General features: G+C 39.8%; 14 protein-coding genes. 9 read left to right on the top strand and 5 right to left on the bottom strand.

Features of this window, described 5'->3' with window-relative positions; genetic code table 11:
* Position 1 precedes the first annotated feature (1 nt).
* The 6 genes from recN to mraY all read left to right on the top strand — a co-directional run bounded on the left by recN (position 2) and on the right by mraY (position 7,614).
* Positions 2 to 1,663, top strand: a complete 1,662-nt coding sequence (gene recN, locus OZX60_04050; GenBank protein WEV45876.1) for a DNA repair protein RecN — start codon at positions 2 to 4, stop codon at positions 1,661 to 1,663.
* Between the two features lie 87 nt (positions 1,664 to 1,750).
* The gene (locus tag OZX60_04045; protein ID WEV44620.1) at positions 1,751 to 2,998 is read left to right on the top strand and encodes a peptidoglycan bridge formation glycyltransferase FemA/FemB family protein; all 1,248 of its coding nucleotides are present in this window, start codon (positions 1,751 to 1,753) and stop codon (positions 2,996 to 2,998) included.
* Positions 2,999 to 3,047: 49 nt separating this feature from the next.
* The gene (gene rsmH, locus OZX60_04040; GenBank protein ID WEV44619.1) at positions 3,048 to 4,004 is read left to right on the top strand and encodes a 16S rRNA (cytosine(1402)-N(4))-methyltransferase RsmH; all 957 of its coding nucleotides are present in this window, start codon (positions 3,048 to 3,050) and stop codon (positions 4,002 to 4,004) included.
* Between the two features lie 4 nt (positions 4,005 to 4,008).
* Positions 4,009 to 4,386, top strand: coding sequence for a cell division protein FtsL (gene ftsL / locus OZX60_04035; GenBank protein WEV44618.1), 378 nt, complete (start codon positions 4,009 to 4,011; stop codon positions 4,384 to 4,386).
* Positions 4,383 to 6,620 carry a penicillin-binding transpeptidase domain-containing protein gene (locus tag OZX60_04030; GenBank protein ID WEV44617.1) on the top strand — a complete coding sequence of 746 codons (2,238 nt, stop codon included), beginning with the start codon at positions 4,383 to 4,385 and terminating at the stop codon, positions 6,618 to 6,620. Before ftsL ends, OZX60_04030 begins: the two co-directional genes overlap by 4 nt.
* A 1-nt stretch (position 6,621) precedes the next feature.
* The gene (mraY, locus tag OZX60_04025; protein ID WEV44616.1) at positions 6,622 to 7,614 is read left to right on the top strand and encodes a phospho-N-acetylmuramoyl-pentapeptide-transferase; all 993 of its coding nucleotides are present in this window, start codon (positions 6,622 to 6,624) and stop codon (positions 7,612 to 7,614) included.
* Between the two features lie 91 nt (positions 7,615 to 7,705).
* On the opposite strand, the gene nrdF is transcribed toward mraY, so the two are convergent.
* From nrdF to plsY, 5 genes are all read right to left on the bottom strand, one after another.
* On the bottom strand, positions 7,706 to 8,659 hold the full coding sequence (gene nrdF / locus OZX60_04020; protein ID WEV44615.1) for a class 1b ribonucleoside-diphosphate reductase subunit beta: 954 nt from the start codon (positions 8,657 to 8,659) through the stop codon (positions 7,706 to 7,708).
* 13 nt (positions 8,660 to 8,672) lie between these two features.
* Entirely contained in the window at positions 8,673 to 10,829 is a 2,157-nt protein-coding gene (nrdE, locus tag OZX60_04015) for a class 1b ribonucleoside-diphosphate reductase subunit alpha (GenBank protein WEV44614.1), read from the bottom strand.
* A gap of 72 nt (positions 10,830 to 10,901) precedes the next feature.
* Positions 10,902 to 11,258 carry a class Ib ribonucleoside-diphosphate reductase assembly flavoprotein NrdI gene (nrdI, locus tag OZX60_04010; protein ID WEV44613.1) on the bottom strand — a complete coding sequence of 119 codons (357 nt, stop codon included), beginning with the start codon at positions 11,256 to 11,258 and terminating at the stop codon, positions 10,902 to 10,904.
* Positions 11,259 to 11,477: a glutaredoxin-like protein NrdH gene (gene nrdH / locus OZX60_04005; GenBank protein WEV44612.1), complete on the bottom strand. Its 219-nt coding sequence runs from the start codon at positions 11,475 to 11,477 to the stop codon at positions 11,259 to 11,261.
* A gap of 139 nt (positions 11,478 to 11,616) precedes the next feature.
* The gene (gene plsY, locus OZX60_04000) at positions 11,617 to 12,258 is read right to left on the bottom strand and encodes a glycerol-3-phosphate 1-O-acyltransferase PlsY (protein ID WEV44611.1); all 642 of its coding nucleotides are present in this window, start codon (positions 12,256 to 12,258) and stop codon (positions 11,617 to 11,619) included.
* 220 nt (positions 12,259 to 12,478) lie between these two features.
* Between plsY and parE the strand changes: the two genes are divergently transcribed.
* From parE to OZX60_03985, 3 genes are read left to right on the top strand one after another with little or no spacing between them, the layout of a single operon-like run.
* Entirely contained in the window at positions 12,479 to 14,419 is a 1,941-nt protein-coding gene (parE, locus tag OZX60_03995) for a DNA topoisomerase IV subunit B (GenBank protein WEV44610.1), read from the top strand.
* 43 nt (positions 14,420 to 14,462) lie between these two features.
* A complete protein-coding gene (locus tag OZX60_03990; protein ID WEV44609.1) occupies positions 14,463 to 15,791 on the top strand; it encodes a potassium transporter TrkH in 1,329 nt (442 codons plus the stop codon).
* 8 nt (positions 15,792 to 15,799) lie between these two features.
* Complete coding sequence (locus OZX60_03985; protein ID WEV44608.1) at positions 15,800 to 16,453, top strand: TrkA family potassium uptake protein; 654 nt, start codon at positions 15,800 to 15,802, stop codon at positions 16,451 to 16,453.
* Positions 16,454 to 16,458: the final 5 nt, after the last annotated feature.

The raw sequence follows: 16,458 nt of genomic DNA, 5'->3' as shown, positions 1-16,458 counted from the left end.
AATTTTACAAGATATTTCCATTAAAAATTTTGCCATTATTGAAGATATTCACTTGCAGTTTGATAATGGGATGACGATTTTGACAGGGGAAACTGGGGCAGGTAAATCAATAATTATTGATGCCATGAATCTTCTGCTTGGAAGTCGTGCTAGTGCAGCCTTTGTTCGTAAGGGGGCTGACAAGTCACAAATCGAAGGTCTCTTTTTCTATGAATCAACTCCCTTTTTAAAAGAAAAGTTGTCCTCTCTTGGAATAGAAGATGATGGGGAATTGATTTTAAGGCGGGAAGTTTTTTCAACAGGTCGCAGTGTCTGCCGAATAAATGGCCACATGGTCAATTTAAGCACCCTAAAAGAGATTGGTGAACAGCTGGTAGATATTCATGGTCAACATGACCACCAGGAGCTGATGGATGTCAAGATGCATCAGGTTATGCTTGATGAATTTGGTGATCAGGACTTTTTAAATCTTAAGGCATCCTACCAGGAAAATTTTGAAAAATATAAGCAGCTTAGAAAAAAACTTATTGATCGTAAGCGAAATGAGCAGGAGTTTGCCCAAAGGATTGATATCCTTCAGTTTCAAGTTGATGAAATTGAAGGAGCGCAGATTGATTTGGAAACAGATGGTCTTCTTGAGGGGAAAAGGGAACTTTTAGCAAACAGTAAAAATATTATTGATTCTTTAAGTTCAGCCTATAATTCCTTAGATGATGAGGATTATTCAAGTCTATCAAATATTCGCCAGGCCATGAATGAGATGGAATCCATTGAAGATTTTTCACCCCAATATAAGGAAATATCGGCCAAATTGACTGAAAACTATTATATTTTGGAAGATTTGACAGTAAGTATTGCCAAGGCCTTGGATGATCTTGATTTTAATCCCAATGAATTAATTTTTCTAGAGGACCGAATCTCTCATTTGGCAACCTTGAAGAAAAAATATGGTCCTGAGCTTTATGATATTTTAGCTTATCTTGAAAATATCAAACAAGAATTAGTTGATCTTACTGGAGATGATAGTGCTGATGAAAGTTTAGAATCTCTTGTTAAAGAAGCTGAACGAGAGTTAGTCCTTACTAGTGACAAACTAAATCAGGCTAGAAGGAAGTTGGCAGAGAGCTTGCAAGCAGATATTAAACGGGAACTGCAAGATCTGTATATGGAAAAGGCTGACTTCAAGGTTGATTTTAAGAAATCAAAATTCAGTAGGCAGGGAAATGAGCATGTTGAATTTTTCATTCAAACCAATCCCGGAGAAGGTTTTAAACCTCTTGCTAAGACAGCATCGGGTGGGGAGTTAAGTAGGCTTATGCTTGCTATAAAATCTTCTTTTTCAAGGAAGGAAAATAAGACAAGTATTGTCTTTGATGAGGTTGATACAGGAGTTTCTGGAAGAGTAGCCCAGGCCATAGCCAGTAAAATTTATAAAATATCTCAAGCAGGTCAGGTCCTATGCATCTCCCATTTACCCCAAGTGGTTGCCATAGCTGATACTCAATTTTATATTGAAAAAGAAAGTGATGACCATGTAACAAAATCAACTGTCAGAAGACTTTCTAAGGATGAAAGAATCCAAGAGGTTGCTAAGATGCTTGCAGGTGATGACATTACCAAGGAAGCCCTCGCCCAGGCTGAGAGACTTTTAAATATTAACTAAAAAAGATACTGAAAATATGGTATAATATTAAAGGCTTTTCAAGCCTTTTTTAGATAGATTATAAACGAGAGAATTTGGAGATTTGTTTTGAAAAATTATTACTTTAAAGAAATATCTGCAAATGAATTTGAAAAATATTCAAAAGAGAGATTAAAATCTTCAAGTTTTCAGCAAACTGAAGAAATGTCAAAAACCTTAGCTGATCAGTCTTGGACCTGTGATTTTTTAGCAGTTTTTAATTCTGAAGAAAATCTACCCCTTTTAGCGGCCCTTGTCATAAGTAAAAAAATGATGGGTGGCTTCCACATGGAACTTAATTACGGTCCTATCTATAAGGAGTATGATGAAGAAGCCTATCTTTTCTTCCTAAAAGAGCTAGAAAAGTATGCAAAAAAGAGAAATGTTTTAGAACTTGTTGTTAGACCAAATATCGATGCTGCAACCTATGCAAGTAGCGGTAGTGATAGACATGAAGTCCATTCAAACCTTAGGGTGGCTATGGAAGCTTTAAACTTTGAAAGAAGTAAAAGTGGTGAAGTCTTAGGCTGGCAGTATGCTAAAGATTTGGAACCCTATGCTAATTATAATGCACTCTTTAAATCCTTTACCAAGGACGGTCAGTACAGTATTAAAAAGACCAGACAATTTGGTGTTAAGGTTAGAAGGATGTCTTATGAAGAGCTACCTAAATTTAAGGAAGTTACCCTTCATACAGCCCAAAGGCGTGGATATGAAGATAAGAGCTTAGCCTATTATCAAGATGTCTATAAAAATTTTGGTGACCAGGCAGACTTTTTAGTAGCCGAAATAAATTTTAAGGAATACAAAACAAGTCTTATAGACCGCAAAGAGGAACTTGAAAAAAATCTTCTAGCCATTGAAGAATTTTTAGCGGTTAATCCAAATTCAAGGAAGAAGAATAATCAAAAAAGAGAACAAGTGGCAGAGATTTCAACCTATACAAAGAGGATTGAAGAAGCAAACCAGTTTATTCTTGAATTTGGTCAAGAGGACATCATAGCTTCGGTTGGACTTTTTATCTATTCACCATCAGAACTTGTTTATCTCTTCAGTGGAAGTTATGACAAGTATAAAAGATTTTATGCTCCCTTTGCCGTTCAAGAATTTGTAATGAAAAAGGCCATGGATCAAAAAATTCCTCGCTATAATTTTTACGGAATTTCAGGTATTTTTGATGGCAGTGACGGAGTTCTTGGATTTAAACAAAATTTTAATGGTTTCATTGAAGAGAAAATTGGGGATTTTACCTACTATCCCAATAAATTTAAATATAAATTAATAACTACCCTTAAATCCCTTCTAGGAAGAAAATAAGCTCTTCCTTGATGGTTGTTTTGTAAGTGCTAGTTGAAAGAGAGTAAATATGGATTTTAAACATGAGACAGTTTTACTGCATGAAACTGTGGACATGCTTGACGTAAAACCTGATGGAATTTACGTTGATGCGACAATGGGGGGAGCAGGGCACACTAGCTACATCTTAAGCAAGCTGACAAGTGGTCGCCTTTACGCCTTTGACCAAGACCAGGTGGCTCATGATAATGCTGAAAAAAAACTTGCCGAGCACATTGAGGCAGGCCGTGTGGTCCTTGTAAAAAATAACTTTAGAAATCTTAAGGCAGCTTTGGCTGAACTTGGCATTGAAAAAATTGATGGAATCATCTATGACCTAGGTGTATCAAGTCCTCAGTTTGATGATGCTGAACGCGGATTTTCCTATCGTAATGAGGCAAGGCTCGATATGAGGATGGACCAGACCTCATCCCTTTCAGCCTATGAGGTGGTAAATGACTATGATTATAATGATCTAGTCCGCATTTTTTTCCGCTACGGGGAAGAAAAGTACTCAAAACAGATTGCCAGAAAAATTGAAGCCCAAAGAAAAATTGCTCCAATTGAAACCACAACTGAGCTGGCTGAATTGATTAAGTCAGCCCTACCTCAAAAGGAACTTAAGAAAAAGGGGCATCCAGCTAAAAGAGTCTTCCAGGCCATTCGCATTGAGGTTAATGACGAACTTGGTGCTGCTGAAGATTCAATCGAGCAGGCCATTGATCTCTTGGATGTTGAAGGCAGAATCTCTGTCATCACCTTCCATTCACTTGAAGACCGTTTGACTAAGACTATCTTTAAGGAATACAGTACAGTCGATGTGCCGCGCGGACTTCCGATGATTCCTGATGATATGCTTCCGACATTAGAACTTGTCAACAGAAAACCAGTTCTGGCAAGTCCTGAAGAGCTTGAGCATAATAATAGGGCTCACAGTGCTAAACTGCGCGTGGCTCGTAAGGTAAGGGAAACACAGGCGAAAGGATAGAACTATGGCTAAGTCAAAAAAACCAGTTAATATAAGTGACGCAGCCCACAAAGATAGTTACCATATCCGGGCCGAGTCACTTTCTTCAAATCTTCTTGCCAAAAAATTTAAGAAATATTCAACCATCGAAAAAGTATTTTATTTTTCAGTTGTTGCAACAATTATAGTCATGGCTGTAGCTATTATTTTTGTTAAGACAAGAATCTTCCAAACAGAAGAGAATCTTGGTCGTATTCAATATAATATTTCTCAAAAAAAGACCAAGCAAGAAGAGCTTAATCAGCAAATTCAAGAGCTATCAAGATCTGACAGGGTTTTGAAAATTGCTGAAAAAGAAAATCTAAAGCTAAACGATAAAAATATTAGGAAAGCAAGCAAATGAAAGAAAAATTACTAGCTCCTTTTAAAAAAATGATGGACTACATCATGAGAGTTAGGAGTACACCAGGCCAAAACAGGAAAGCCATGGGTCAAAATTTCTTCATCGTTACCTTTTTAATCTTTGTTGTCTTCTCAGGCCGTCTGATTTGGGTTGTTGCAACAGATAAGGTCGCAGGTGAGGAACTAAGTTCTAAGGCTAAGAAAAACTTCCAGGAAACTCAAGTAATTCAGGCTAAAAGGGGAACAATCTTTGATAGGCACGGGGTTCCTATAGCCATCGATTCAAGTTCTTATACTGTCTCAGTTATTAAGGATGAAAGATATGTGGGTGTTGGAAACGTACGCCTTTATGCAAACGATGATGATTTCAAAAAAATCGAAACCCTTTTCAAGGATGTCCTAGGTATGGATTCCGACTATGTGAAAAGTCAGCTAGAAAACAAGAATGTTAATTATGTTTACTTTGGTAATAAGGGATCAAATATTGACTACAATACCCGTAATGCCATTGAAACTAAGGCTGAGGAAGAAGGAATCAAGGGCATAAACTTTGAATCTCACCTTTCAAGAAGTTATCCTAATGGTAAGTTTGCCTCTCACTTTATTGGAGTGGCTGGACTTAGGGATGCAGATGATGAAACTCAAGGACTTGCTGGTCAGAATGGACTTGAAGCAAGTTTAAATTCCATTTTAAGTGGAACTAATGGATTACAAACCTTCCAAAAGAATACTTCAGGAGTACCCCTTCCTGGAACAACTGAATCAACCAAGGAAGCTGTTAATGGTAGTGATGTTTATACGACCCTTGATGTATCCCTTCAAACTTATCTAGAAACTCTTCTTGATAAGTCCTATGCAGATTCAGGTGCCCAAGAGGTTGTTGCAACCTTAGTTAAGGCAGATACCGGTGAAATTCTTGCCACCAGTCAAAGACCTACCTTTAACCCTGATACAAAGACAGGGTACGATTCTGCGAACTTCACCTGGAACAACCTCCTTTACCAGGCCAACTATGAACCAGGATCGACCATGAAGGTCTTTACCCTAGCATCTGCAATAAATCAAGGGGTCTTTAACCCAGCAGATACCTATACAAGTGGAACTTTAAAAATTGCTGATACGTCAATTCATGACTGGGATTATGCAAGTAACCCTAAGGGTAAAACAATGACCTTTGCCCAAGGTTTCTCTTATTCAAGTAATATTGGTTTAACCCTTTTGGAGCAAAAACTTGGGGAAAGCACTTGGAGAGACTACCTCAAACGTTTCAAATTTGGAACTTCAACTTATATGGGTGTAGGGCATGAAAATGCTGGTCAATTCCCAGATGCTAACGTGGTAACAACAGCCATGAGTGCTTTTGGTCAAGGGATTGACGTAACAGAGCTTCAAATGCTTCGAGGATTTTTATCAATAACTAATGGTGGAGTGATGTTAGAGCCCCATTACATAAATAAAATCGTTACAGGAGATAAGGTGAGACAGGTTTCACCAGAAATCATTGGTAAGCCAGTTGATGCTTCAGCAGCCAACCAAACCCTTCAATACATGGTTAGTGTCGGTACAGATCCGCAGTTTGGTACGGCCTATAATGGTCTAACCAAGGCGCCATTCTTCCAAGTGGAAGGTCAAAATGTGTCTGTTAAGACAGGTACAGCCCAAATCGCTCAAAATGGAGCCTATATGACTGGTGATAATAACTACATATATTCAGCTGTTACCATGGTACCTACTGAAAATCCTGAATTTATCATGTATATGACTGTAAAAATTCCTAAAACATGGAGTCTGTCTTACATTTCTGATGTGGCCAACCCAATTTTAACAAGGGCCATGGAAATGAAGGATACCCTATCAACAAGTAATCTTGGTTTGACCAATGAAAAGATTAAAATTGATAATTACTTAGACAAGGATCCAGGAACCGTTGCTGAAGGACTAAGAAGGGAAATTCTTGCCCCTGTAATAATTGGTACAGGAGATAAGGTTGTTAAACAGTCCCTAAGCGAGGGAACAACTGTTGATCCAAACCGGAGGGTGCTTCTTCTGACAGACGGAGACATTGAAATGCCAGATGTTTTTGCTTGGACCAAGTATGATATTGAAAAATTTGCTGAGTGGATGGATCTTGATCTGGAATTCACAGGAACGGGTAATAAGGTTATCGGACAAAGTATCGCCATGAATACCCCCTTATCGAAAAATCAAAAATTAACTGTAGATTTAGGAGTTTAAAATGACTTTACAAACAATAATTGCAGGACTTGTAAGCTTCATTGCTACCTTTGTAGGTATCCCGCAATTTATAAAATTCTTCCACAAGAAGAAAATCGGTGGCCAGCAGATGCATGAGGATGTTCATCAGCATGCTAAAAAAGCTGGTACACCTACGATGGGAGGAATTGTCTTCATCATCAGTTCACTTGCTATTTCTCTGATTTTTGCTGTACTTTCTGGCCTTGTAAGCCCAGCCTTCTGGATTGCTTGGTTAGTCTTTGCAGCCTATGCAGGTGTTGGATTTGCTGATGACTTTCTTAAGGTATTCAAGCAAATAAACCAGGGGTTAACAAGTTTACAGAAACTTCTGGCCCAAATAGTAACAGGAATCTTTGCTTACATTCTTTATATGAATGAGGAAGGTGCCAACTTTATTAATATTTTCGGCCTAAAGTGGAATGTGGGAATTTTCTTTGCCTTCTTCCTAATCTTCTGGCTAGTTGGTTTTTCAAACGCTGTTAACCTAACAGACGGAATTGATGGTCTGGCAAGTATTTCAGTTGTTATTTCCCTTTCTGCTTATGCAGTTATAGCAGCTCATCAAAAGCAGTATGATGTTCTTTTGATTATTATGACGACAATTGGAGGACTTTTAGCCTTCTTTACCTATAATCATAAGCCTGCGAAAATTTTCATGGGGGATGTGGGAAGTTTAGCTTTAGGAGGTTTCCTGGCTGTAATTTCAATTCTTTTGCATGTTGAATGGACCCTCCTTCTAATCGGGATTGTCTATGTCTTTGAAACCATGTCAGTTATGATGCAGGTTAGCTACTTTAAGGCAACAGGAGGTAAAAGGATTTTCCGCATGACTCCTGTTCACCATCACTTTGAACTTGGTGGCCTGACAGGTCATGGTAAGGCCTGGAGTGAGTGGAAGGTTGATTTCTTCTTTTGGGGAATTGGCCTTGTCGGAAGTATGCTTGCCCTTGCAATTTACTTCCATGTAAATTAAGTAAATTAAAAAATAATCTCGGGAGTTTCCCGGGATTATTTTCGTCCATCAAGTAATAAAAAAGCAGACCTGGAGTCTGCTTTTTCTTTTATTAATAGTCGTAGTCTGACTCTTGCATGCTTTCAACCTGACCTAGAAGGTAGCCATTACCAACTTGCGAGAAGAAGTCATGGTTGCTGGTTCCTGTAGACAGACCGTTCATGACGATTGGGTTTACGTCGCTGGCATTGTCAGGGAAGAGGGGTTCAAAACCAAGGTTCATCAGAGCCTTATTGGCATTATAGCGAAGGAAGGTTTTAACCTCTTCATCCCAGCCAAGTTTCTTATAAAGTTCATCTGTGTAGCGCTCTTCATTTTCATAGAGCTCGTACAATAGGTCATAGGCCCACATCTTGATTGCTTCCTGTTCTTCAGGGCTTAATTCATTATAACCCAGCTGGAACTTGTAGCCAATGTAGGTTCCGTGGACTGACTCGTCACGGATGATAAGTTTGATGATTTCAGCCACATTTGATAGCTTGTTGTTACCTAGATAGTAAAGGGGAGTGAAGAAGCCTGAGTAGAAGAGGAAGGTTTCTAGGAAGACGCTGGCAACTTTTTTCTCTAGAGGAGTTCCGTCCTTGTAAATCCCATTAACTCTTTGAGCCTTGTATTGAAGGGCTTCGTTTTCAGCCACCCAATCAAAGATCTCGTCAATTTCACTTTTAGTGTTTAAAGTTGAAAAGATACTTGAATAGCTTTTAGCGTGAACTGACTCCATGAACTGGATGTTGTTAAGGACTGCTTCCTCATGCTGGGTGCGGGCATCAGCACGAAGGCTGTCCATCCCAGTTTCTGATTGAACGGTATCAAGGAGGGTAAGTCCGCCAAAGACCTTACCAACTAAGTCTTTTTCTTCATCAGATAAATGGCGCCAGTCGTCTAGGTCATTTGAAAGGGGGATACGGGTGTCTAACCAGAACTGTTCAGTTAATTTTTCCCAGGTAGACTTGTCAATCATGTCCTCAATGGCATTCCAGTTAATGGCCTTATAGTAGTTGTTCATTTGATTCTCCATATTAAATTACACAGCTTTCACATTGGTTGGCACCAACCTCATCCCCATTGTCAGTGAAGGTTCTGATGTAGTAGATGCTCTTAACTCCCTGTTTCCAAGCATAGTTACGTAGGATGTTCAGATCACGGGTTGTTTGCTTAGGTGTTGTCTTCCACTCATATAGTCCTTCAGGCATTTCTGAACGAATAAATAGAGTCAGACTTAGTCCTTGGTCCACATGTTTTGTGGCAGCAGCATAAACGTCAATCACACGACGCATGTCCATATCATAGGCACTTGTATAGTAAGGGATGGTGTCTGTCGCAAGACCACGGGCTGGATAGTAAATCTTACCAGTTTTCTTTTCCTGACGCTCTTCAATACGCTGGGTGATTGGGTGGATACTTGCTGACACATCATTGATGTAGCTGATTGATCCATTTGGCGCCACAGCAAGTCTATTTTGGTGGTAAAGGCCATGTTTTTGAACATTATCACGCAGATTTGCCCAGTCAGCTTTTGAAGGGATATGGATGCCGGCAAAAAGCCCCGCCATCTTCGGTGTAAGAATGATTTCGTCTTCTAGATAAGTATCGAAGTAGCTGCCGTCAGCATATTTAGACTTGTCGAAATTGTGGAAGCTGATCCCACGTTCTTTGGCAATTTCCATGCTTGAAAGTAGTGAGTAGTAGTTAAGTAGCATGAAGTAGATATCAGTGAACTCAATTGATTCAGGGCTTCCGTATTCAATGTGATTTTGGGCGAAGTATGAGTGAAGACCCATGGCACCAAGACCGATTGTGTGAGCCTGATCATTTCCATGCTTGATTGAAGGAACTGCATCAATTGATGATTTATCTGTAATATAGGTAAGGGCTCTGACCATTGAATCAATTGATTTTGCGAAATCTTTTGTTTCCATTAGGTTTACAACATTTGTTGATCCCAGGTTACAAGAGATGTCTGTTCCAAGTTCGGCATAGGTCTGATCATCATTTAAAAGAGAGGGTTTTTGAACCTGAAGGATTTCAGAGCAGAGGTTACTCATGACGATTTTTCCGTCAATTGGGTTTGCCCTGTTGGCCGTGTCGATATTTACGATATAAGGGTAACCTGACTCCTGTTGAAGTTTTGAGATTTCCTGCTCTAGGTCACGGGCGCGAATTTTTTTCTTGGCAATATCAGGATTTGCCACCATCTTGTCATATTCAGCTGTAATATCAACATATGAAAATGGAGTCCCGTAGATGCGTTCAACATCATAGGGGCTAAAGAGGTACATATCCTCATTATTTTTGATCAGCTCATAGTACTTGTCAGGAATGGTAACCCCAAGTGACAGGGTTTTAACCCGGATTTTCTCATCGGCGTTTTCCTTTTTAGTTGAAAGAAAGGCTATGATATCTGGGTGGAAAACGTTCAGGTAAACAACACCTGCCCCTTGGCGTTGGCCAAGTTGGTTAGAGTAGGAGAATGAATCCTCGTAAAGTTTCATGACAGGCACAACCCCACTTGCGGCATTTTGGATTTCCTTGATTGGAGCTCCGGCCTCACGTAGGTTAGACAGGTTGATTCCAACTCCACCACCGATACGAGAAAGTTGGAGGGCGCTATTTACAGAACGGCCGATTGAGTTCATGTCGTCAGTCGGCTGAATCAGAAAACATGATACCAACTCCCCACGGCGGCTACGTCCAGCATTTAAAAAACTTGGTGTTGCTGGTTGGTAGCGCTGGTGGATGATTTCGTCAGCAATCCCGCAGGCCAGATCTTCATCACCATCCGCAAAGTAGAGAGCATTTAAAAGGACACGGTCTTCAATATTTTCCAAATAATATTCCCCGTCATTTGTTTTAAGGGCATATTGCTGATAAAACTTGTAGGCTGCCATAAATGACTTGAAGTGGAAGTCTTGGGCATAGAGCCAGTCGTTAAGCTCTTCCACAAAAGAAAAGTCGTAAAGCTCTAAGAAATCACGTTCAATGTAGTCATGTTCTAGTAGGTAGTCAAAACGGTCACGTAGACTATCAAAGGTCAAAAGGTTAGGCTGCACATTTTCAACAAAAAAAGCTTCAAGTGCCTCTTGATCTTTATGGAGGGGGATTTGACCATTAACTGGGATATTAATTTCATTGTTTAGGCGAAAGTAGCTAACGTCGCCAAGGTTTTTTAAAGACATAAATTCTCCAATTTCACAAATAAAAATTTGCCACAATATTATCGGTTATATTGTAGCAAACTTAGGGATAAATCATCTAATTTCTTCTATTAAGTTAAGGACATTTTGAACATCCTCTTGGGTCCCATTAAACTCAAAGGCATAGAGCATGGGAATATCATATTTTTTCGCTAAATCCTTTGCTGTGAAAACAAACTCGTCACCAAAGTTCCTATTTCCAGACCCTACAACTCCTAAGCAATTTTCTGAATAATCTTCTAGAAAATCATCTGCAGGTTCTGTAATCATTTCTTCATAGGTAGGTACGATTAAAATGTAGTCACTAGTAGCATCTTCCTGTGAAAAATCAGTAATACTAAAGTTTTCAAGGCCAAGTTTTGCGACAAAGCGCTTAACCTGACCTGTAACTGAAAAGTAGGCTACCTTCATTTAGATAAGCTTAGCAAGTTCCCCAGGGCGGAAACCAGAAAAAGCAATTTCACCATTTGAAACAACAGGTGCTGCCATGAATCCCATCTCTTTAACTTGAGTGATATATTCTGGCTGTTCATCAAGGTTAATTTCCTTGAACTGGGCCCCCTTGTCATTAAGCCATTTTTTAACCATATTACACTGCATACAGTTGTTTTTTGAGAAAACTGTTACCATAATATTAACTCCTTATCTCGTATTGTTTATTCAATAATTCTAAAATAAAATTTCTATTTTGGCAAGCAAAAAAACACTATATCTAGTGCCTGAAAAATTCAAAGCTACTACATTTAGTGTTTTTACGGGGTTTAAGACCTTATTTTTTAGGTTTCTGTTTGGTTAAATTTAGTCCAAAAGGAACTAGGTTTTCCTCATGATTTTTAATTCTTTTAAGGTTATCCCGGTGCTTGTAAATGATAAATGTTGCTAGGACAAGAATTAAAATTAAAAAGACCGGATCATAGGATTTAAAGATAAAGTGGAAGGCCGGGAAAACAGTAACCGCAAGAATGGCCGCAAGGCAGATGGTAATACTTGAAAAACTAACCATACTTGTTAGGTATAAGGCAATCATAAAGACAATGAAAAGGAAAAGGAAGAAAAGTGGGTTGTAGGTTAAAATCATACCAGCACTTGTAGCAACAGCCTTTCCACCCTTGAAACCATCAAAGATTGAACAAGTGTGACCAAAAATAGCTACCAAGCCAAAAATAGCTGGTGATATTCCGTGAACATGGAAGATCATTGGTAGGGCAGTTGCGATAACACCCTTTAAAACATCACAAATAAAAACAACTATGCCAGCTTTTTTTCCAAGAATTCTAAAGGTATTAGTGGTTCCGGTATTTCCGCTTCCGTAGTCATGTAAATTTTTTCCAAAAAATATTTTGCCAATCCAAAGTCCTGATGGAATGGATCCCAAAAGGTAGGCAGTAATTAATAAAATTATAACTTTCATAGGCCTATTATAGCAAAAAATTAAGCCTACTTAAATGCTCGGATTTTCATTTGTCTTGAATTTCTTAAAAAAATTTCCTGGATTTTAATTGGTAAATTGAATTTTTTTCCCGTATAATATGGGGATGAAAGGTGCAAGACACCAAGTATTAGGACCTTTTGAGGCTTTAACAGGGCGGTTTCAAGCCCCTTTAAGTCGAGGTCTAGTTTAGAGGTTAAAAATGACGATTGATATTAATCATTATAATGATGACGCTATCCAGGTCTTAGAAGGACTTGATGCGGTAAGAAAGAGACCGGGGATGTATATTGGTTCCACGGACTCAGCAGGTCTTCACCACCTGGTATATGAAATTGTCGACAATGCAGTTGACGAGGCCCTAAGTGGCTTTGGTGATCAAATTGATGTAGTAATTCATGCTGATAACTCAATCAGTGTATCTGACCACGGGCGCGGGATGCCTACAGGAATGCACAAAATGGGGATCCCAACAGTTGAGGTCATTTTCACAGTCCTCCATGCTGGAGGTAAATTTGGCCAAGGGGGCTACAAGACTTCAGGAGGTCTCCACGGGGTGGGATCATCTGTAGTTAATGCCCTGTCTTCTTGGCTGGAGGTTGAAATCACTCGGGACGGTCATATTTATAAACAACGTTTTGAAAACGGCGGAAAACCGGTAACTGGTCTTGAAAAAATTGGGACGGCCCCTAAAAAGGCCAGTGGGACCAAGGTTAGCTTTTTACCAGACCCTAAGATTTTCTCAACTACAAGCTACAAGTATAATACCATCTTTGATAGACTCAATGAGACGGCCTTCCTATTGAAGGATGTGACCCTGACTCTGACTGACGAAAGAGATGATAAGACGGATTCCTTCCACTATGAAAATGGGGTCAAGGACTTTGTGGCTTACCTTAATGAGGATAAGGATACCCTGACTCCTGTCATGCATTTTGCAGGAGAAGAGGCTGACTTCCAGGTGGAAGTGGCCCTCCAGTACAATGACGGTTACTCAGACAATATCTTAAGCTTTGTCAACAATGTCCGGACCAAGGACGGGGGAACCCATGAAACAGGCTTTAAGACAGCTCTGACCAAGGCCATGAACGACTATGCCAGAAAGACTGGCCTCTTAAAGGAAAAAGACAAGAACCTGGACGGTAGTGACTACCGAGAAGGTCTGTCAGCAGTGATCTCAATCCTTGTGCCTGAAGAGCACCTGCAGTTTGAGGGGCAGACCAAGGATAAGCTGGGAAGTCCGTTGGCTCGACCTATTGTCGAAGGCTTAGTTGGAACCCAGCTATCATATTTTCTGATGGAAAACGGGGAAGTGGCCCAAAGTCTAATTAGAAAGGCCATCAAGGCCCGTGAGGCCCGTGAGGCTGCTAGAAAGGCCCGTGAGGACTCAAGAACCGGCAAGAAGAGCAAGAAGGACAAGGGGCTTTTATCAGGAAAACTGACTCCAGCTCAGTCGAAAAACCCCAAGAAAAATGAACTCTACCTGGTCGAAGGGGACTCTGCCGGAGGCTCTGCCAAACAGGGGCGTGACCGTAAGTTTCAAGCGATTTTACCCCTTCGTGGTAAGGTAATTAATACGGAGAAGGCAAAGATTTCTGACATCATGAAAAATGAGGAAATCAACACCATGATCTATACCATAGGAGCTGGGGTGGGGGCCGACTTTAACCTGTCTGATGTCAACTATGACAAGATTATCATTATGACCGATGCTGATACGGACGGAGCCCACATCCAAATCCTTCTTCTGACCTTCTTCTACCGCTATATGAAACCACTGGTTGAGGCCGGTAAGGTCTATATAGCACTACCTCCACTTTACAAGATGAGCCAGGGCAAGGGTAAAAAAGAGAAGGTAGCCTATGCCTGGACAGACGGAGAACTTGATGAACTCCGTAAAGAATTCGGTAAAAATTCGACCCTCCAGCGCTACAAGGGACTGGGTGAAATGAATGCCGACCAATTATGGGAGACAACCATGGATCCGGAATCAAGAACCCTTATCCGGGTTACCTTGGACGACGTGGCCCAGGCTGAGCGCCGGGTATCAGTCCTTATGGGAGACAAGGTTGAGCCACGGAGAAAGTGGATCGAAGACAATGTTAAATTTACCCTTGAAGAAGACGGACAAGTTATTTTTTAAGAAAAAATAGTCTAGAAATAACTTGCTAGATTGCGGGGATATTATGAACCTTTTAAGCAAATTAAAACCAGCCCAGATTATAAGTCTTGGTTTCCTTTTGATTATTTTTCTAGGAACCATTATCCTTATGATGCCTTTTGCAAGTAAAACAGGGGAGGTTACTCACCTGTTAGATGCCTTTTTTACGGCTACGAGTGCGACCTGTGTAACTGGACTTACAACTCTTCCAACAGCCTATCATTGGTCCTTTTGGGGTCAACTGGCCATCCTTATCATGAATGAGGTAGGAGGTCTAGGTTTTATGACTGTAGTTGTCATGCTTCTTACCTTAACAGGACAAAACCCCAGCCTTAAATATTCAATGGTCATTAAAGAATCATATAGCTTTGCCAGTTCCGGCCGAGCCTTCTACCTGATTAAATATATTATAAAGATGATGGCCCTCATTCAGGTGGGAGGAGCTTTCCTTTTGGCCGTCTCCTTTGTCCCTTTATTTGGATGGACCAAGGGTCTCTGGTACAGTATTTTTCACTCGGTGTCAGCTGTTTCCAATGCAGGCTTTGATCTTTTTGGTAACTCTTTGATGGATTTTACTGATAATCCCTATGTCCTAACTGTTATGTCTCTTTTGATTTTATCAGGGGGTTTTGGTTTTATTATCTGGATGGATTTACTTAATTATAAAAATAATCCCAAGTTGAGCTTACATACAAGAATAGCCCTTGTTATGGCTGTCTTACTAGTTTTAGGGGGTACCCTCCTTTTCATGATTATTAACCTTAAAGATTTTGATGGAAACATTCTTAACTATCTGAGTCAAAATTTCTTTTTGGCCGTGAGTCCAAGAACGGCAGGATTTACCATCTATGACTATAATAATATGGCCTATGCCGGTGTCTTTTTGACCATGGTTTTAATGTTTATCGGAGGAACCAGTGGCTCAACATCAGGTGGGATTAAAACCACGACCTTTGGAGTATTATTATTAAATATCCGGGCTATTTTGAGGCGGGAAGATGCAACGACTTATCACTACCGAACCATACCCATGTCAACAATCATGCAGGTCTATGAAGTTATCTTCCTTTACATGTCAGTAACCTTTATTAGTCTTTTCATTCTTTTGATGACTGAAAAGGTACCTGATCATAACGGGATTGAGTACATTATTTTTGAAGTAATAGCTGCCATTTCTACAGCAGGTTTTTCTATGGGGATGACTCCAGATTTATCAGTTATTGGTAAGTTATTAATAATTATTTTAATGTTCGTTGGTCGGATTGGTCTTTTTACAACAATTTATACAATCAACCACAGGGATAAAAAAGATACCTACTTTAAATATCCTGAAGAACAGGTTATTGTTGGATAGGAGAAAATATGAAATCATATGCAGTTATTGGTCTTGGCCGTTTTGGTGGAAGTGTGGTCAAGGGTCTTGTTGAAAGGGGCCAAGAGGTTCTTGCCATCGATAAGAATGAAAGTCTGGTTAATGATTACATGGATATAGCAACACAAGCTGTTATAGGTGATGCCCAGGATGAAAGGATGCTTAAAAGCCTTGCCATTGGTGATTTTGACTATGTGGTGGTGGCCATTGGTGAAAATGAGCAGGCCAGTACCCTAACAACTCTTTTAACAAAGGAACTTGGAGTGAAGACTGTGGTCGCAAAGGCTGCAACTCCTATCCAAGCTAAGGTTTTAGCCAAGGTTGGAGCAGATGTTATTATTCAACCAGAAGATGATGCTGGTAAAAATTTGGCCGAAAAATTAGTTAACCGCAATATCTTTGAATATTTTGAAATATCACATGACATGATGTTTGCAGAAATGAAGGTCAATAATTCCAAATTTGAAGGTAAAAAAATTTCAGAGATTAGGTTCTATGAAAAACATGAAATAAATGTTGCCATGATAAGACGGGCAGACGGTAGTACCGAAATTGGTACTGGGGATACAATTATTCACCTGGGTGATTTTATTTATGTCATTGGTGAAAAAAGTGCTGTTTCAAGTCTTAGCAACATGATTTAGTAGGA

Source organism: Streptococcaceae bacterium ESL0687, assembly GCA_029392475.1.
Classification (GTDB): Bacteria; Bacillota; Bacilli; order Lactobacillales; family Streptococcaceae; genus Floricoccus.
The sequence above is the reverse complement of the archived record's forward strand: the minus strand, read 5'-3'. Positions and strand labels throughout refer to the sequence as shown.